At 36.4% G+C, this 17,594-nt stretch carries 16 protein-coding genes; 8 read left to right on the top strand and 8 right to left on the bottom strand.

All coding sequences use genetic code 11. The features are described from left to right. Positions 1-7: 7 nt before the first annotated feature. Together ACFSQJ_RS13100 and ACFSQJ_RS13095 are read left to right on the top strand one after the other, a co-directional pair. Positions 8-376: a DoxX family protein gene (locus ACFSQJ_RS13100; RefSeq protein ID WP_377767411.1), complete on the top strand. Its 369-nt coding sequence runs from the start codon at positions 8-10 to the stop codon at positions 374-376. A 91-nt stretch (positions 377-467) separates the two neighbouring features. Continuing rightward, positions 468-833 (top strand): DUF2237 family protein, encoded by a 366-nt coding sequence (locus ACFSQJ_RS13095; protein ID WP_377767410.1) that lies wholly within the window; start codon positions 468-470, stop codon positions 831-833. Positions 834-845: 12 nt separating this feature from the next. Here the strand turns inward: ACFSQJ_RS13095 and ACFSQJ_RS13090 are convergent, their stop codons facing one another. Together ACFSQJ_RS13090 and ACFSQJ_RS13085 are read right to left on the bottom strand one after the other, a co-directional pair. Continuing rightward, positions 846-1,541, bottom strand: a complete 696-nt coding sequence (locus ACFSQJ_RS13090) for a DsbA family oxidoreductase (RefSeq protein WP_377767408.1) — start codon at positions 1,539-1,541, stop codon at positions 846-848. A 72-nt stretch (positions 1,542-1,613) separates the two neighbouring features. After that, positions 1,614-2,327, bottom strand: a complete 714-nt coding sequence (locus tag ACFSQJ_RS13085; RefSeq protein ID WP_377767407.1) for a carboxypeptidase-like regulatory domain-containing protein — start codon at positions 2,325-2,327, stop codon at positions 1,614-1,616. Positions 2,328-2,486: 159 nt separating this feature from the next. Between ACFSQJ_RS13085 and ACFSQJ_RS13080 the strand changes: the two genes are divergently transcribed. Next, positions 2,487-3,149, top strand: a complete 663-nt coding sequence (locus ACFSQJ_RS13080) for an HAD family hydrolase (protein ID WP_377767405.1) — start codon at positions 2,487-2,489, stop codon at positions 3,147-3,149. 43 nt (positions 3,150-3,192) lie between these two features. On the opposite strand, the gene ACFSQJ_RS13075 is transcribed toward ACFSQJ_RS13080, so the two are convergent. Next, the gene (locus tag ACFSQJ_RS13075) at positions 3,193-3,654 is read right to left on the bottom strand and encodes a RidA family protein (protein WP_377767404.1); all 462 of its coding nucleotides are present in this window, start codon (positions 3,652-3,654) and stop codon (positions 3,193-3,195) included. A 364-nt stretch (positions 3,655-4,018) separates the two neighbouring features. Here ACFSQJ_RS13075 and ACFSQJ_RS13070 point away from each other — a divergent pair, with 364 nt between their 5' ends. The 5 genes from ACFSQJ_RS13070 to ACFSQJ_RS13050 all read left to right on the top strand — a co-directional run bounded on the left by ACFSQJ_RS13070 (position 4,019) and on the right by ACFSQJ_RS13050 (position 10,166). Next, positions 4,019-4,618, top strand: a complete 600-nt coding sequence (locus ACFSQJ_RS13070; protein ID WP_377767403.1) for a hypothetical protein — start codon at positions 4,019-4,021, stop codon at positions 4,616-4,618. 46 nt (positions 4,619-4,664) lie between these two features. Next, positions 4,665-6,497: a sensor histidine kinase gene (locus ACFSQJ_RS13065; RefSeq protein WP_377767402.1), complete on the top strand. Its 1,833-nt coding sequence runs from the start codon at positions 4,665-4,667 to the stop codon at positions 6,495-6,497. Further along, a complete protein-coding gene (locus tag ACFSQJ_RS13060; RefSeq protein WP_377767400.1) occupies positions 6,494-7,108 on the top strand; it encodes a response regulator in 615 nt (204 codons plus the stop codon). The genes ACFSQJ_RS13065 and ACFSQJ_RS13060 overlap by 4 nt, the downstream gene beginning before the upstream one ends. A gap of 284 nt (positions 7,109-7,392) precedes the next feature. Further along, entirely contained in the window at positions 7,393-8,925 is a 1,533-nt protein-coding gene (locus ACFSQJ_RS13055) for a hypothetical protein (protein WP_377767398.1), read from the top strand. A gap of 2 nt (positions 8,926-8,927) precedes the next feature. Continuing rightward, positions 8,928-10,166: a M43 family zinc metalloprotease gene (locus ACFSQJ_RS13050; RefSeq protein WP_377767396.1), complete on the top strand. Its 1,239-nt coding sequence runs from the start codon at positions 8,928-8,930 to the stop codon at positions 10,164-10,166. Positions 10,167-10,176: 10 nt separating this feature from the next. Here the strand turns inward: ACFSQJ_RS13050 and ACFSQJ_RS13045 are convergent, their stop codons facing one another. From ACFSQJ_RS13045 to ACFSQJ_RS13025, 5 genes are all read right to left on the bottom strand, one after another. Then, entirely contained in the window at positions 10,177-11,691 is a 1,515-nt protein-coding gene (locus ACFSQJ_RS13045; protein ID WP_377767394.1) for a class I SAM-dependent DNA methyltransferase, read from the bottom strand. Then, on the bottom strand, positions 11,691-12,275 hold the full coding sequence (locus ACFSQJ_RS13040) for a hypothetical protein (protein ID WP_377767392.1): 585 nt from the start codon (positions 12,273-12,275) through the stop codon (positions 11,691-11,693). The genes ACFSQJ_RS13045 and ACFSQJ_RS13040 overlap by 1 nt, the downstream gene beginning before the upstream one ends. Next, positions 12,268-13,599, bottom strand: a complete 1,332-nt coding sequence (locus ACFSQJ_RS13035; protein ID WP_377767390.1) for a restriction endonuclease subunit S — start codon at positions 13,597-13,599, stop codon at positions 12,268-12,270. Before ACFSQJ_RS13035 ends, ACFSQJ_RS13040 begins: the two co-directional genes overlap by 8 nt. A gap of 74 nt (positions 13,600-13,673) precedes the next feature. Beyond that, on the bottom strand, positions 13,674-15,038 hold the full coding sequence (locus tag ACFSQJ_RS13030) for an ATP-binding protein (RefSeq protein ID WP_377767389.1): 1,365 nt from the start codon (positions 15,036-15,038) through the stop codon (positions 13,674-13,676). Further along, entirely contained in the window at positions 15,038-17,491 is a 2,454-nt protein-coding gene (locus ACFSQJ_RS13025; RefSeq protein WP_377767388.1) for a type I restriction endonuclease subunit R, read from the bottom strand. Before ACFSQJ_RS13025 ends, ACFSQJ_RS13030 begins: the two co-directional genes overlap by 1 nt. Positions 17,492-17,594: the final 103 nt, after the last annotated feature.

Here is a 17,594-nt window from a genome sequence, read left to right as displayed (position 1 = left end):
AAAATAGATGGTATATGCAAATTTTTCAGAGTTCTCAACAAGTTTAACTCTGTTAATCGGTTTTTCAGCCTTGTCTTTTTTGGGCTTTGGAGTCAGTTGTTTGACAACATCATATATGGTCAATGAGTTTAGACGGTATGGTCTTTCAAAATTTAGAATATTAAACGGATATATACAGATAGTGGCCTCCCTGGCCCTGTTGGCCGGTTTTTACCATAGGTCTTGGGCGATAGTTGCCAGTGCTGGCCTTGTAGTTTTGATGGTACTTGGTTTTGCAGTTAGGATGAAGATACGAGATGGAATAATGAAATCGCTACCGGCCCTGTTCTACCTAGTTCTTAATCTTATTATACTGATAGCTCTATTAAACCATTGAGTTAGCAAGAAACCGGTAATTTGCTGTGCATCGAGATTTCTAAAAATGAAGTTACTTTTGACCTTGCCCCATTAAATTAAAAAATAGTCAAGTGAATAAAAATGTATTAGGTACCGAATTGCAAGCCTGTTGTTATGAACCAAAAACAGGATTCTATCGTGATGGTTTTTGCAGAACCGGGCCTGAAGATGTTGGTACGCATGTAGTATGTGCTATTATGACCGAAGATTTTTTGCGATACACCAAACTACAGGGGAACGATTTAAGTACCCCAATGCCGATATATCAGTTTCCTGGTCTGCAACCTGGGGATAAATGGTGTTTATGTGCCTCTAGATGGAAACAGGCTTATAAGGCCGGCATGGCCCCAGAAGTTGTTCTTGAGGCAACCCACGAAAAAGCCTTACAATTAATTGATTTTGAGCTATTACTAGAACATAAGTATGTTGCCGAATAGCTAATTAACAATTTAGCATAAGCCCGTTTCAGGGTCACAACTATCCCCTTCACTAATAATTTCAATAGGTGAAACCTGGGCAAAGGCCTCTAAAAAAACACTCGCGGGTTGTGCACCGCTTATACCGTATTTATCGTTGATAATGAAGAAAGGAACTCCACTTACCCCAAGCTGCTGATAGTGGGCAATCTCTTGTTTTACGGCATATGCTATATTTTCATCAGCTACTATTTGAGCGGTCTTTTTAATACTCCAACCAAATTCCGCCATAATCGAAGCAAGTACTTCAGGTTTGTTTAGATGAAGGTTTTCATCAAAATAGGCTTTTAAAAAACGTTCTTTTAACCGGTCTTTAAAACCTTCTTCGCCTGCCACATGAAGTAATTGATGAAGCGGCAAAGTATTTACTGCCAACCATTTATCTCCAAAGTTAAAAGTAATACCTTCTTCCTCACCTGCTTCAACAAGTCTATCGGTCATCGGTTTAATACGCTCTATATCTCCAAATTTATTGGTGAGGTAAGTATGTCTATCCAATCCTTCTGCAGGCATGTTGGGGTCAAGCTGATACGGATGCCAAGTTACTTTTACAGGGCTACCTTTCCATTGTTTTAGAGCGGTTTCTAACCGCTTTTTTCCGACATAACACCATGGGCAAGCCACATCGGAGACTATATCAACTTTTATTACTTCTTTGTAAATTGCCATAACTATTCATATTTACCACATGTAAGTCGTAAAAATAGGCCTAAACTGACAGCTAAAAGATAATAGAAGTAATTAGTGCGAACCTTTTTTTCGAAATAGCTTTTTCACTTTAGTGATGGTGTCATTTTTCTTTTCAGGATATTCTTGAATAGCTATTTCACCCAAAATTACAAGCTCTTCGACGAGTTCAATGGTCAGTGGTTTAGTGTTTTTGTCGATAGTGATTTTTTGGGTTTCAAAACCTAAATTGGAGACCCAAAGCACCTGTTTTTCTAGATTTCTTGAAGTGGGCACTTCAATACTGAATTCACCTTTCATATTAGTCTTTGTGCCTGTTGCAGTTCCTTCCAATATAATTGTAGTATTGGGCAAAGGCTTATTATTAAGGTCTTTGACAACCCCAGTAATGCTATATTTCTCCGTTTTTATAGCTTGGGGGGCAATACGCCCTACCACATAATGCTGTGGTGTTTGTGTGGGTTTAGTACTGTGCTGCGCAACCAAAGGGGTACCCAATGCTAGGAGTGAAGTAAAACCAAGCATAGCGGCATTGCGTCTAAACTGGCTTTGAGATAGTGTTGGTAATGGGGTGTTTAGTTGCTCTGGCTTAAATCGACCACATATACTAGCCCCTGTTTTAATCTTTTTAGCGAGTACACTTTTTGGTGTATGGGTAAAATCGATTACTTCTTTTGCACAGCTTTTGCAAAAAGCCCCTTTTTGGGTTGCTGTCATCTTGTTCCAATCTTCTGAACATGGTTCCGGTATGGTTATCTTATAGCTCATAAGGTTTTTATTTACCACTAAACTAGTTTGAAGCAATGTTCTAAAAAAGCCATAATGAGGGAAGCACCCTTTTGATTGAGGGAAATAGTACCAGTTAAAAGTTGGTCTTGGTTGATTCGTGCTCAAGTAGAAGGTTGTGGTTATCTTCGCAAAAAAAAAATGTTCAAAGCCGTATTGTTTGATATGGATGGGGTCATTATCGATTCCGAACCCCTTCACCACAAAGCTTATCAGGGTATGTTCAGGGAAGTCGGTATTAGGGTGCCCGACACCCTCTATGAAAGCTTTACAGGGCAGGCGACTTTGGCCATTTGCAAAGCACTGGTGACGCATTTTAAGCTGAGACAATCGCCACAGCAGTTAGTGAACATCAAACGGAGTATTTTCAAGCACCTCTTTTTCAACGACCCAGATTTACAATTGATCTCGGGAGTGTTGGAGTGTATCAAGGACTATCATAAAAACGAACTCACCTTGGTTTTGGCCAGTTCAGCATCTATGATTACCATAAACAATGTGTTTTCGCGGTTTGATTTAAACCAGTATTTTAAAGCCAAATTGAGTGGTGCCGATTTAAAAGCATCTAAACCGCACCCTGAAATTTTTCTAAAGGCCGCAGAAGCATCAGGGTATGCAAAAGAAGAATGTATGGTTATTGAAGATTCCACCAACGGAATTAAAGCTGCGCATGCTGCCGGTATTTACTGTGTAGCTTTTAAAAGTCCACATTCAAAAAATCAAGACTATACCTTGGCCAATAAGGTGATTTCAGATTTTAAGGAGATTGCTTATGCTGCTTTTAATGTGGCGTTTAACGAATGATAAAACCTTCTTTTGTCATTCTGAACGTAGTAAAGAATCTCCTTTATTTGGCTACCACGGCAATAGCTTCAATCTCTACGCCCCAGTTCGGTGCGCCTAAAGTGGGTACACCAACCAATGTACTGGCAGGCATATCACTATCACCAAGAAGTTCTTTGCGTACCGCTCTAAAGGTATCTAGATATTCGGGTTGGTAGTCTACTACAAAGGTGCTGTATTTGACCACATCGGTGAAGCTGGCACCACTATTCTTCAAGGTTTTTTGAAGCTTGGCTATGGCATCTCTAAACTGTGCCTCAAAATCTTCGCCTTCACCTACTTGCCCAGAAATATAGATGGTTTTTATACCATTAGCCTCAACAACCACAGCTTCTGAATATCCTTGGCGAGGGTCGATATGGGTTTTACTGAGGTTAACTTTTTGTTCTGGAGTATCATGGGTATGGGGTGTCTCTGTTTTACAACTAAAAACAAGAATTAAAAGGAATAGGTAAAGTGGTTTCATGAAGATAAATTTTAGAGTAAGATAGTTTTTTAATTGGATTTTGTGAAAAAGGCAGCTCAGGGCGGTATTTGTAAATCACAGCCCTAAATTTTGACATCAGACGGCATTTTCTATAGTATTTTAAGTACAATTTATTAAATTCAAAAGCCCATTAGGTTCGCAAACCAAAGATTCCCCCGATTCTTTGGCACTGCTACTTTTAATGAGCTTGTTTGATCAGTGGGGATAAAGAACGTGAGCCAAACAAAAAATAGCAATACCTAGAAGTAGGTATTTTTAGAAGAGTTTTAAATATCCCTAACAATGGGTATTCTTTAGAATTTGAATAAAACCAATATTTGACCAAACCAAAAAACTAAAAATTATGGGAAGATTATTTTTATTTAGCTTCATTTTAAGTTCATTAACTTTATTAAATAGTTGTTGTACGAAGTGTGAAAAAGAATTGAAAGTATGCGAGAATGACCTTGCGAATTGCCGCAATGATAAATGTAAAGATATTCCTCCGACAGAAGAAGCAACCACTTTTTATTTAACATTATCAATTGATAAAAATAGAACTCATCAGCACCAAACAATTTTCGTAGAAAGCCCCAGAGATTCTAGCGGCAATTCTTTTGCTTTGGCGGCACAGTTTGATTTTAAAGAATTTGATAATAATACTTATCGTGGAGTAAAGATTAATAAGTTGACAATTAGAAGATTATCGGGTGATAGTTTTAAGATTACAGATGTCAGAACAGAAATGGGTAATGGTTATACTACCAATAGGGAAGCTGGAATAATAAAAGTAATGCTGGAAAAAATAGAAACGCCAGGGAAATTTAGAGATGAATTTGAATATAAAGGTAAAATAAATGAAATTGAGAGCTTGAGTATTGATGCTACAATTCAAACAGATATTTCTTATTTGAATGGACCTTTGTGGAGACCAAGAATTTGTGAATCTTTCATTGGAAAATAATCTGAAAAATAAATATTTACTTACTCATATTACTTTTTTTTCTCTGATGACTCTGCTTTTTGGCCAGGAAAAAATTGTTGATAAGAGTGCGGATAACCTTTTTAATAAAATACGAACCTTTGATTTAGGAGGAGTTGATTCTAGTTTGTTCTTTAATAAGTCATCGAGAGAGCTTTTTTTGCTAAATTCTTTTCGCCAACTAGTTGCAGGTGAAAGTTATTATATAGAGGACATGCTTTATCCGAAAGATGGTCCAAAAGAAGATTTCTTTTACCTTCTTTTAAAAGGTGATATTTCTATTGAAGAGAATAGGACAATCAAATCAGACTCTATCGCTTATGCCGCTTACTTGAAGGCTTATCATATCGCTAATGAAAAAAACGATATAATTTTAAAATGTGAATCGCTAAAGAGAATTTTAAAATATCACTTTAAGGCTAAAGAAGATGTAATGACTTTTCATGATTATGCTAAAACTTATCGCGAATTAGCTTATGATTTACATGAAAAACTCTATGCTGAATATTATTATTTTGGAAGTGCCATTGGCATAATATATGATTTTAAAAGACTTGATTTGAAACCGCTTCCTAAAGCTCTGAAGGCACTAGCGCTAGCGGAAAGTAATTCTAAGTATTATTTAGCTGGCAGACTATCGCAATTAATCGGAGTTTATTATGATATTATAATTAATAATAAAGCAAAGGCAAGGTTTTACTACAAAAAAGCAATAAATCATTACAAGGCTATTCCTTATTACTTCGCTCAAAAAAATCGAAATGATTTGAGTTATAATTTAGGTTCTCTCGAATTAGATGATAAAAATTTCTATTTAGCGTTGGATTATTTAAATAAAATCAATCATAAAGCTATCCCAAAAAGAGATGAACAAGATAAAATTTTGATTTATAAAAATTATTATAGCGTATATTTTAACTTAGGAGTAATGGATAGCGCCCTTTACTATCTGCAAAAGAAAAGTGTGCTTCAAGATAGCCTTAATTTGATTTTAAGAGCAAAGGATGTAAAAGATATTCAAACTAAATATGAAACCGCTGAAAAAGAAAAACAAATTCTTGAAGAACAGCAGAAAGTCAGAGCCAATCGAAACTGGTTAATTGCAGCCTGTTTGGCCCTGCTTTTTGGTACTGGTATAGCCGTGCTATTCCAGAAAAATACCACTAAAAAACGCCTATTGGCAGAGCAAGAAGCACTTCTAAAACAAGAACGGGTTGATAACCTGCTCAAAGAACAAGAGTTGGTTAGTATTGATGCCATGATTGCCGGGCAGGAAAAAGAACGTCAGCGGGTGGCCAATGAACTGCATGACGATTTGGGCAGTTTAATGGCCACGATAAAGTTGCATTTTGACAATTCTAAAGTGAGTAAAAAAGACCCTGCACTACAAAACGCCCAAAAACTGTTGGAAGAAGCCTACCAAAAAGTTCGGAGTATGGCGCACAGCAAAAACTCAGGGGTCATGAGCGACCAAGGGCTTTTACCCGCCATTAAAAAAATGGCTCAAGTCATTACGGAAACCAATGCTTTAGAAGTAGTAGTCGAAGATTTTGGCATGGGTGACCGATTAGAAAACTCTTTAGAGCTCAACCTCTTTCGTATGGTGCAAGAACTGGTAGCCAATACCATCAAACATGCGGAGGCGAGCAAAGTAAGTATTCAACTCACTCAACATAAGGATACCCTGAATATTATTATCGAAGATAACGGTAAAGGTTTTGACCGTACTAAAATAGATACAAGCAAAACAGGCATGGGTTTGACCACTATTGAAAAACGCGTAGAACATTTAGAAGGCAACTTTACTGTGGATAGTGTTTTGGGCAAAGGCACCTCCATTTTAATAGATATACCTGTATGATTACTGTAGCGATAGCCGAAGACCACCAAGCCCTTATAGACGGCATTAAATCGTATGTAAAGTACGAAGATGATATCTCGGTGATTGGTCATGCCAATGATGGCGAAGCCCTACTCAAACTGGTGCGCCTCAAACAACCTAAAGTGGTGCTTTGCGATATTCGTATGCCCAAGTTAGATGGTATAGAGGCCACCAAAACTATTTTAAAAGAACTGCCCTATACCAAAGTGGTTGCCTTTACCATGTTTGACCAAGACGATGCCGTAAAGCAGATGCTGGCCGCTGGGGCACTGGGCTATATTTTAAAAAACAGCAGTCTTGAGATTGTTTTAGAAGCCATACGCACGGTAGCCAGTGGCAAAACCTATTACGATAAAAAAATTCACCTACCAAATGCCGAAAAGAACAGCTCTAAAAGTGTGCTCTCTTCACGCGAACGCGAAATTTTACAACTGATTGCCAAAGGCCATACCAGCCACCAAATTGCGGACCAGCTTTTTATTGGTAAAAGCACTGTAGATACCCACCGTAAAAACATGATTCGTAAACTGGGCCTTAGTGGTGCGGGGGAGTTGTTAAGGTATGCGGTGGAGAAGAAGTATGAGTTTTAATATCACATTGTCAGTTCGAGTGGCGTCCTGAAAGAGACGTTGTATCGAGAACTTTTTGGAACACCCAGGCTTCTCGATACAAATTTTGCTCCCAAAAAAGGTTACAAAATTTACTCGAAGCTACCGTTTGCCCTTCTACATATCTACTTGGAGCTTTGGCTCCATTTTTTGTTTTTCAATAGTCTTATTTATAATGATTTAGGGTAAAAATACCTATGTATGGGGATTACTTTACTAGAGAACCCAATCTAATTTTACCAAAATAACTTTTTAAACCATGACTAATGAAAACCACCTTTTATTGTGCTTTATTTTTATTGATAACATTAAATTTTATTACAGCACAAGAAAATACCGTTACTGAAGCATTACAAAGTAAATTGGTGCAAAATGAGCTAAATGTGTACTTGCAGAATGGTGCAATCAAGATTGCAATTGATGCAAAGAAAAAAGAAACTCTAGGAGAAACTAATTTTTTTCAAGCAAAGAATACGAATCAAATTGAGTTGACTTCGCAATTCTTAAATCCTTTGAAATATCGTATTTCAGTTGAGCAAAATATAAAAGAAGATCCAAATTATGCTGCAGCAGATGAAGTAATAAATTCTTCGATAATTCCTTTTGCAGGCGTAATTGGTTTTAGTGATATAGCCACTATTGCAAAAACAAATGCCGATTTAGTTGTTAAAAGTAAATTAAAATCAAAAAATGGTGAACCGTTACAGGAGGATAAACAAACTGAAATAAATTACAAGATTACTAATCCGGAACTTGCAGAATTATTTGCGTTTATAAAAGTATTCGACGCTGAATTTGATACGAAAACCGAGAACGAAAAATATTTACAAGCAATGCAAGGGTTTTCAATTTCGCGAACAGTTATCTCTTTGGAAGAATCATTGAATAAACTTTTCGACCGCCTTTTAGAAATAAATTCTTTTGATGCTAATGAACTCAAAATAGGATTGAATAAAGAACTTAAAACATCAATTCAAGAAGAAATTACGGGCTTAGATAGTGCCTTTTTTAAACTAAAGACTGAGTTATACGGCCTCCAAAAAGTAGTTTCTGATAGAAATGGCAGTCTTGTCGCAATTATTGAGCAAAAGCTAGTTAATATAGAAACACAAATCAACAGTATAAAGTCCACCGTCGATAGTTCAATAAAACACTATGATCTATTAGAAAAACCTTTTAAATCTTTGAAAAAAAATGAATTTGGGAATGTAAGTACCCTTAATCAAATGGCACATGAGGATATCAAAATCCCAGAAAGAAGAAAATTAAATGAAGTAATCTTAAAATTTACAAAGTTTGATTTTGATAAAAAGACCAAATTATTGTCAGAAAAGGAAACCAAAAGTTATAAGCTGATTTTTAGAAAATATAGTTTTTTAGTGCCAAAAGTATCTTCAGGAATTTTATTTACTGACCTTAATTTTCCAACATACGGAACCGATATGGATGAAAATGGGAATACGATAATTACTCAAGGAGAAGACAATGATAGCGAATTAAGTATCGCGACCTACCTGGATTTTCACTTTAACTCATTAAATGAATTACCGGTTTTTTTACAATTAGGAGTAGGGCCATCAAAAGAAAAGCCACTTTTATTTACCGGGATAGGTATTGATTTAGTTGATAGAATTAATCTCTCAACTGGAGTACTATTTACCTGGTTTCCTGAACTAAATGAATTGAAGGTTGGTGACCAAGTATCTGGTACTACAGAAATAGAAGATGATATCTCTTTCAAATTTTCGGGCAGTCCTAAGTTTTATTTTGGTTTAAGTATTGATTTATCAAAAAAATAGAAATGAAAAAGTTTACTATACTATTTTTATTAGTTCTTTTATCTTCCTGTGATTTGGCATGTTCTAGTGAAAGCAAAATAACAGAAGAAGAGTTTAATAATTTTATATCAGAATCGAGCAAAAGTGGCGATTTAAATGAGATTCTCGCGACAATAAGGGTTGAGCCTAATCAAAATAAAGGAACTCAACTTCTTGAGGAGAGATTTGGAAAACTCAATGAGAGTAAGATTTCGCAACTTTTCAAGTTAGAAATTGAATCTTTAAAAAGACTGGATACAATTAATCTCGGAAAGACACCAGCGGTATTCGAGTTAGATACTATCAAAAAAAAAGGAAGAAGGTGTGGGACATTTGATTCCGCTGACACAAGTGCTTTAAAGGCTTTTTCCACTAATTCGAGAATGAAAATACCAGATTTATTGCCAAGAAAATACTTTGTGCCAATTGAGTTTCATATAATTAATAGTAATAAGAATACGTGGACACCAACCGAGAATAACTTAAAAGAACAAATTTCAATTTTAAATGATTTTTTTAGCTCAATTAATATAGTCTTTACGTTATCAACAATTTCCCGAGATACCAATAGTAAATGGGCCAAAAGTTTCCGTACAAGCAAAGGAAATACCGTTTTTGATACTATATATAAAAATATGGTAAATACTATTGAATGGGAAAACCCAAGTGCATTGCATGTTTATATCAATGAAAACACGCAAGTATTAGGCCAAGCCACTTTACCTTTTGAAAGCGATGTCTATTTAACAAAGTTTGATCATGTATTAATAACAAAAAATTCTTTGAATAATAGGGTTGATCCTGATTCTGGTTATCAAATGATGGGAAAAACTTTGGTACATGAAGTGGGTCATTTCTTTGGTTTATTGCATACGTTTCATAGTAATTCTACAATGATAGATTGTGATAATACTAACTACAATGGGTGTAACTCACCAGGCGATTATGTTGTTGACACACCACCTCAACGCTACTGCCATTTTCAGGGTTGTGGAAAATGCATAAATAATATGGGAAATGATTGCGAAAAAGATATTGATTGTGTAACCTGCGATACATGTACTTATGATGACAAAACCGATGATACTACTAATTTAATGGGATATAATCCTGATAGTTGTATTAATCATTTCTCACCTGGCCAATATACAAGAATGAGAAAGTTCTTTTTTAGAAATCGTGATTATTTGATTGAAAGAAAAGAAAACTTATTCTCTTTTTGAATCAAAAATATCACTCAGCTAAAGTTTCGATAATCTCTTTGAAACTGTTTAACCCAGATTCAATATTCTCAATAATTTCCGTAGCCAAAATATCAGGGTCTGGCAGATTGTCTAAATCTGTCAGGCTTTTGTCTTTTAACCAAAAAATATCTAAACTGGTTTTATCCCTAGCTATAATTTCATCATAAGAATACTTTCGCCATCTACCGTCTTGGTTTTCTTCACTCCAGGTGGCTTTTCTTTTGTTTCTGTTTTCAGGATTGTAGCACTTCACAAAATCTTCCAAATCGCCCATCATCATGGGTTTCTTTTTTAGGGTATGATGAATGTTGGTACGATAGTCATAAATCCAGATGTCTTTGGTCCATGCTTCTTTGCTGGCAGGTTTGTTATCAAAAAACAGCACATTGGCTTTGACTCCTTGGGCATAAAAAACACCTGTGGGAAGTCTTAAAATGGTATGCAAATCAGTGGTTTTCATGAGTTGCTTACGTACCTCTTCACCAGCCCCTCCTTCAAACAAAATATTGTCTGGCAACACCACAGCTGCCTCACCGGTAATCTTGAGCATGGTTTTGATGTGCTGTAAAAAGTTCAATTGCTTATTGGAAGTGGTTTCCCAGAAATCTTGGCGATTGTAGCTGAGGTCTTCTTTTTCGATTTCTCCCTGCTCGTTGGTAATAGTCATACTACTCTTTTTGCCAAAAGGCGGATTCGCCAAAACATAGTCATAGCGATTTCCATCATCGGCAATCAATGCATCATTGGCATTTATAAAACTGTTTCCGTCTATTTCGCCAATATTATGCAAGTACATGTTCATTAAACACATTCTTCGTGTACTCGCTACAATTTCGTTACCGTGAAAAGTGTAGTTTTTTAAAAATTCTTTTTCTTGGCGGTCTAAATTATGATTGGCAACTATCCAATCATAAGCAGCCAAGAAAAAACCACCGGTACCGGAAGCAGGGTCAGCAATGGTTTTCATGGGTTTGGGTTGCACGCAAGCTACCATAGTTCGAATCAAAGACCTTGGCGTAAAGTATTGCCCGGCACCACTTTTGGTGTCCTCGGCGTTTTTCTCCAAAAGACCTTCATAAATCTTGCCTTTGATGTCGGTACCCATCATAGACCAGTTTTCTTTGTCGATGAGGTTGATGACTTTTAAAAGTTTTGCAGGATCTTGAATCTTATTTTGACTTTTGGTAAAGATTTGACCCAAGATGCCTTTTTCGGTGGATAGCGTACGCAATAATTGACTGTAAAAAGCTTCTAGTTCTGCACCTCTTTTGCCTGATAGGGTTTCCCAGTTACAAGTGTCGGCATCTTCAATTTCATTACCTTCTACGTCTTTGAGTTTTGGAAATGGCAACCCTTTGTTATAAGGTGGTTTGTTCAATTCATCTGCCATTTTTAGAAATAGCAAATAAGTAATCTGTTCTAAATAATCGCCATAGCCTACGCCATCATCACGAAGTACATTTGCAAGGTTCCAGATTTTTGAGATTATGGTTGAGTCTGTCATTAAAATTCTAATTTGGAATAATCGTAAGTTTCTTCAGCATTCTTTATCAGCATTTCAATATACCCTAGGTTTATGGTATGGCGCCCGCCTAAAAAGGTTCGAATATTGAAATTTCTAGTAATTAAATTGTTGAGTGCTAAGGGACAATTAATATTGTTTAAAAATAGGTCTCGTACTGTAAACTCATCTGGATACGGATAGGAATATCTTTCGTTACCATTATCATCTCTTCTTAGCCCGGGTGTATTTCTAACATTTGAGCAATATTGTTTTAGGTCATTATGTAATAATGAGATGCAATAGTTGTACAGAATATAACGAACAGAATCATGAACAATAAACTCTTCGTCAGAAATATTGACTAAGGGAACTTTGTAATTTTCGCCATGAGTATCAAGCGAAGGGTATTTTTTTTTGAACAATGATATTACCTGAACATCTTTGTTGATTTCAAGAAATGACCTTAAATGCTTGTTATTATCTATGTATTCTTTTGGGAATTTCCAATACCAAGGGTCTTCACTATTAAAATGTCTGGCTAGTTCACTTGAGCCGTCAATTAGGCGTTGAATTTTTTTATCCATTTTTTTCTTTTTTTATCCGCTGCAACAAAACACTTGCCGGCTCATAATCTTTGGCCTGTTTGCATTTAGCAATCTCAACTTCACTTAACAATTTGCCTTCAAAAGCTTTTTTGAGAATACTTTGCCGTAAGGCTTCGGCTTTTTTCAAACTTCCTTTGATGGTGAGTTCTACTTGGTCATATACTGATAGGCGCGATTCTATTTCTTTGACGATTTGGTGTTGTTCCGAAACATTTGGTAATGAAATTGGAATTACTCTACAAGTTGTAACCTTTACGTTATACTGACCAGCTGTTGCTTTTGAAGTTCCTTCTAACCAATTAATAGTTTCAGGATTTTGAAGAAAGAAAGATAGAAATTTGGGCAATATTTTTTCGTTAGATCTAAATCTCACAATAGCTTGATTAATATTGAATTCTAATTTTGAACTCAAAGGAATCATTGAAGTTTTACCCAACGGTGGTCCGACAATATTGATTAGCACGTCTCCAGCTTTGGTAATAGCTCTTTTGTTACGAGTTCTATGTATTTCTTTTGATATGAATGCTGGATCTTTTTGGTCATTTAAAGAACCATCGAAATTTAAATTATAAACTTTTAAAAATTGTATTTCACCTTTTGTAGATAGAAATTCTGCTTTTGGCGTTGATCCAGAACTAATATCAGTCATTACTTCTCCTGTAGTTGTATTTTCCCAGTCAAATTGTAATTTGTTTTCTTGCCTCCATTCTTTCGTCAACTCCCCTTCAAATGCTTTTTTTAACACCGCTTGCCGATACACTTTTAACTGCTCTTGTGCTTTTTTAAGGTCGGTGATACCGCTATCCAAACTACTAAACAATTCTTCTATTTTGGCAACGATGGCCCGTTGGACAGGGAGTGGAGCAATTTTGAATCTTACAGAATTAAAACTAGTTTTATTTACTAATGCAACAGTAGTTGATGTGCTAAGTCTTTCTAATTGATTCTTGAACCCAATACTTTGAGCTTGATAAAAAGTAAATTTTGGTTCTACTTCTTTTAGAGGTTTAATAGCATTTATTTGTTGATTGAATGCAACCTCAATTTTATTCATTCCAACTCTTCCTAGATTTCCGATGCAGGTAACTAAAATAGAGTTGACTGGAAGAATCCGTGCTTTTATTTTTCCTTTCTTACTTAAGAACTCTGAGTAGTTTTTAAGAATATTATTTTTAATTTGAGGAGGCTTGATAAATGGTAATTCAGAACCATAATTATCCTTGTCTTTTTTAGAAGGAGTATTGCCGGTAACTGTTTCAAAAATATCCCCTAAAGTACCCTCTACCCAATCTTTATCTATCATACTGCAAATAGATTAAAGGGGACTTTCAGCACATTTGTTATTTCAATCTTCATTATATCATTGTTTTTGACGTCCTAATCTTCCGTTATCTTCCAATGTCCACCTTTATCTCCACCTACACGTACAATTACCCCTTTATCTTTTAATTTCTCCATATGTTTTTGAATGGCCGAAGTGTTAATGCCAAGTGTTTTCGCAAGTTCATCTCTAGTAACTGAAGGGTTTTCAGCAATTAGATTAAGTACATCTTGTTGTCTAGTAGTAAGTTTCTGACCACCTTTCTGACCACCTTTCTGACCACCTTTCTGACCACCTTTTCCTCTACTAAAAACTACTGTAAAAAATGTATTAAAAGCAAAAGTAGCTTTAGGAAGTCCGGCATCAGCCAATACCTTGTTTATTCTACCCACTCCCGTACCTAGTTTTTCAATATAATTGGTACGCAATAACAAATTGGCCAGGACCGAATTTCGTGTAAGGCTGTATTTTCCAAAATCTTTTTCTGCCAAACCCTTGGGCAAGCCCCCGGGATTGGAAATTACGATACGGTCATCAAAAACTTCTACCATGACACGCGCGCCTTTTTCCAAATAATCCCGGTGCACTACGGCATTGACAATAGCCTCGCGTAGGGCTACTTTTGGGACTTCCCAAACATCTTGACGTTGCGTATCCTCAATTTTGGCGGAAACATTAATATGTCGCTCTACAAATTGCATGGCGGCATCGATATTTGAAATAACATCGCCATCAAAATCCTTTCGGTCTTGAATATCTACTTTTTCCGTGCCTTTATAGAGCACACAACTCACCACTGCCTGGGGTAAAAATTGCTTGGTGTCTTTGGCAAATAACAATACGCCTGCATTGGTAAAATAGTCAATCCCGCTCACTTCTTTAGCCGCTCCAAAACTTTTCAACGCAGACATTGGCTCCAAAGTCGGTTCGCCCAATTTCGCTAATTGCGCAAAGTCCATCCATTTGGCAAAATCAAAGTTTTCTTTCACAGGAACGTCTTGCCGAAGCTGTTCATCAAAACGGACACGGCCTTCTTTTTCTAGAAATTCGATGATGGCATCCGTGGTCATTTTTTGAGAATTGGCACCTACACGTAAATGAAAGCCAGTGGTGCAGCGATATGGTTTCGAAGTGCCCTCGAGTACTTTTATCTGTAGCACTTTGTTGCCAATTTTTTCGATTTCAATGGCAATCGAAGGGTCGCAATCTGTTGCTGACGTTTGAATTTTAGAAAGTAAGGCATTAGTAATCGTAACTCCTGGAACCGTTCCATCATCATCAACTCCGATAAAAATATTGCCCCCAGATGCATTGGCGAAAGCGACCATTTCTTTTTTGATGTCGGTATTTACGTTGCGTTTAAATTCAGTGTAAAAACCTTCACCTTGTTGTATGATATGTTGCAATTCTTGTTCAGTCATTATGCTGCCAATACTTCATTAAGTTCCTCAATAATACTATTCATTTCGGAACCGAACAACTGATACATTTTGCCTTTTCCACCTTGGGCATCAAAAGGGGTATAATCTAAATCATCTAAAGCGATATGGTAACTGCTTACCACATGGTCTTTAATCATTCGAAGCCAGTCTAGCTGTTCTTCCGTAAAACGGTTGTGCTTTCCGGCATGCTGTTGGAACAGCCATTCGTTAAAATTCTTCTCAATGGTCTTGTCAAAAGGTTGTAGTTCTTTGTCAATGCCACAGGCCCTACGAACAAGCGATACCAAGGCTGTTAACTCGTCTTTGGGCTGTTCGTTTTTTACTTCTTCCAAAGTAGCATAAGCGTTCCAGACCGTTTCTGGAGCTAGTACTGGTTTTTCAAGTTTTAACTTATCAAAGACATCTTTTATCATCTTAAAAGTTATCTCCCTACGGTTATACGGTTGGTTATAGAAAATACTTAGCGCTTTAATCTCATCTTTGTTGGCTTCCAAGTATTCCGTAAAATCTTTGACCACTTCGGTAGCCTTATCAATCGAAGTGGTATCCCATTCGCTTTTGGTGACAGTATCAATGTTGATACTGTCAATAATCTGGTCGTGCTCTTTGCGAACGTTTTCCAAATAGGTATTTAATTGCCCGTTAAAAGTAGTAGCCGCTTGTATAATTAGTTCTTGTTGCGCTTCATTTCGGCTGCTCTCGATATCCGCAGGAGTTCTATCTTGAACAGGAATCTTATCGATTTCAGCTTGTGCATTGGTCGCTATCTCATCAGCGTCGAAGGCCATAATCAATTCCTTGGTCATTTGTTTTAAGTTCTTACCACCTGAATATTCCAACAATTTTTCTTTTTCTTTTTCGGTCAACTGTTTCTCCAAACGTATCAATCGGTTTGCCAAGGATAGAAACAAATCTTCATCCGCAACACCCATCGTCACGGCACTTAGTAAATCCTTCATGGGTACCGATTTTTGCCTTTCCAAAGGTCGACTATCCGTCTTTTTAGATTTGGTTGCGCCCACAGCATCTACAATCACAAAATGCGTTTTGTTTTTCGCCGTGCGAGAAACCATTTGCAACGAATCGTTGTTAATCGTTCGCGTACCACGCCCTTTCATTTGCTCGAAATAGTTGATGCTTTTCACATCGCGCATAAACAGCAAAACTTCTAAGGGTTTTACATCGGTTCCCGTAGCAATCATATCTACCGTAACGGCTATTCTAGGATAATAAGAATTTCGAAAACGATTCAAAACCGATTTTGGGTCTTCCTCAATTTTGTAAGTTACTTTTTTACAAAAATCATTGCCTTCGTCAAATTCTTCTCTTATGATTTTTATAATATCGTCTGCGTGACTATCTGTTTTTGCAAATACTAAGGTTTTCGGCACTTCGTATTCACCAGTTGAATCAACACGCTTTGGATAAATAGTCGTTTTTAATGCCTTTTTATATTCACGAATGATGTTTCTAATTTGACTAGGATTGACGACTTTTTTATCTAAATCGTTGCGTTTATATTCGGTGTCTTCATCTTCTTGTTGCCAACGTTTTTTACGAGTGAGTTTATCTCGCCTGTCAACAAACCAACCTGCTTTTATGGTTTCTCCTTTTTGAGAAATTTCAGTTTCAATAGTATACACATCATAAGGCACATTTACACCATCTGTTACTGATTCTTCATACGTATATTGGCTCACTACATTTTCATTGAAAAAACCGAAGGTTCTTTTGTCTGGAGTTGCAGTTAAACCAATTAGAAAAGCATCAAAATAATCTAAAACCTGTTTCCATAGGTTATAAATTGAGCGATGGCATTCGTCAATCACAATAAAGTCAAATTGCTCAATAGGCACTTTTGGGGTGTACTCAACAGGAACAGCTTTGTTTTTGGACATTTTGTTTTGAAGCCAAGAATTTTCGTTTGGATTATCTAGTTCTGCACTTTCGTCTAATTCCTCACCTTTTAAAATAGAGTAGAGGCGTTGTATAGTTGAAATACAAACTTGACTATCAGAAGCAATATAACTTGATGATAAACGCTGAACATTGTACAATTCTGTGAATTTTCGATTATCATCATTGGGCTGAAACGTCATAAATTCCTGTTCTGCTTGTTCGCCAAGGTTTTTGGTGTCAACCAAAAACAAAATACGTTTTGCGTCTACGTGTTTTAGCAAACGATACACAAAAGTTGCGGCTGTAAATGTTTTTCCGGCACCTGTCGCCATTTGAATCAAGGCTTTTGGTCTGTTCTTTTTAAAAGAGTGTTCCAGATTATTAACTGCAACGATTTGAGCAGGACGAAGTCCTGTTCCATCTAGTGCAGGAATTGTTAAAAGTCTTTCTCGAAGACTTTTTCCTTTTTTTAACCATTCTGCAATTGTTTCTGGTTTATGAAAACTAAAAATTGAATATCCGTAATTACTCATAATTTATTATATTTGACTGAACCTAAATCACTTGGCTTATGAATTTATTTACGTTTAGTGCTCATTTCGGGGACGAGGAGGCCTGTAGATTACATTTTAAAGA

Origin of the sequence: Croceitalea marina (assembly GCF_042684265.1) — a bacterium.
GTDB lineage: Bacteria > Bacteroidota > Bacteroidia > Flavobacteriales > Flavobacteriaceae > Croceitalea > Croceitalea marina.
The sequence above is the reverse complement of the archived record's forward strand: the minus strand, read 5'-3'. Positions and strand labels throughout refer to the sequence as shown.

Bases quoted from the DNA above. Each gene is read 5' to 3' on its own strand.
- ACFSQJ_RS13100 (WP_377767411.1), top strand. From the start codon at position 8: ATGGTATATGCAAATTTTTCAGAGTTCTCAACAAGTTTAACTCTGTTA.
- ACFSQJ_RS13090 (WP_377767408.1), bottom strand. From the start codon at position 1,541: ATGGCAATTTACAAAGAAGTAATAAAAGTTGATATAGTCTCCGATGTG.
- ACFSQJ_RS13085 (WP_377767407.1), bottom strand. From the start codon at position 2,327: ATGAGCTATAAGATAACCATACCGGAACCATGTTCAGAAGATTGGAAC.
- ACFSQJ_RS13080 (WP_377767405.1), top strand. From the start codon at position 2,487: ATGTTCAAAGCCGTATTGTTTGATATGGATGGGGTCATTATCGATTCC.
- ACFSQJ_RS13075 (WP_377767404.1), bottom strand. From the start codon at position 3,654: ATGAAACCACTTTACCTATTCCTTTTAATTCTTGTTTTTAGTTGTAAA.
- ACFSQJ_RS13070 (WP_377767403.1), top strand. From the start codon at position 4,019: ATGGGAAGATTATTTTTATTTAGCTTCATTTTAAGTTCATTAACTTTA.
- ACFSQJ_RS13065 (WP_377767402.1), top strand. From the start codon at position 4,665: ATGACTCTGCTTTTTGGCCAGGAAAAAATTGTTGATAAGAGTGCGGAT.
- ACFSQJ_RS13060 (WP_377767400.1), top strand. From the start codon at position 6,494: ATGATTACTGTAGCGATAGCCGAAGACCACCAAGCCCTTATAGACGGC.
- ACFSQJ_RS13055 (WP_377767398.1), top strand. From the start codon at position 7,393: ATGAAAACCACCTTTTATTGTGCTTTATTTTTATTGATAACATTAAAT.
- ACFSQJ_RS13050 (WP_377767396.1), top strand. From the start codon at position 8,928: ATGAAAAAGTTTACTATACTATTTTTATTAGTTCTTTTATCTTCCTGT.
- ACFSQJ_RS13045 (WP_377767394.1), bottom strand. From the start codon at position 11,691: ATGACAGACTCAACCATAATCTCAAAAATCTGGAACCTTGCAAATGTA.
- ACFSQJ_RS13040 (WP_377767392.1), bottom strand. From the start codon at position 12,275: ATGGATAAAAAAATTCAACGCCTAATTGACGGCTCAAGTGAACTAGCC.
- ACFSQJ_RS13035 (WP_377767390.1), bottom strand. From the start codon at position 13,599: ATGATAGATAAAGATTGGGTAGAGGGTACTTTAGGGGATATTTTTGAA.
- ACFSQJ_RS13030 (WP_377767389.1), bottom strand. From the start codon at position 15,038: ATGACTGAACAAGAATTGCAACATATCATACAACAAGGTGAAGGTTTT.
- ACFSQJ_RS13025 (WP_377767388.1), bottom strand. From the start codon at position 17,491: ATGAGTAATTACGGATATTCAATTTTTAGTTTTCATAAACCAGAAACA.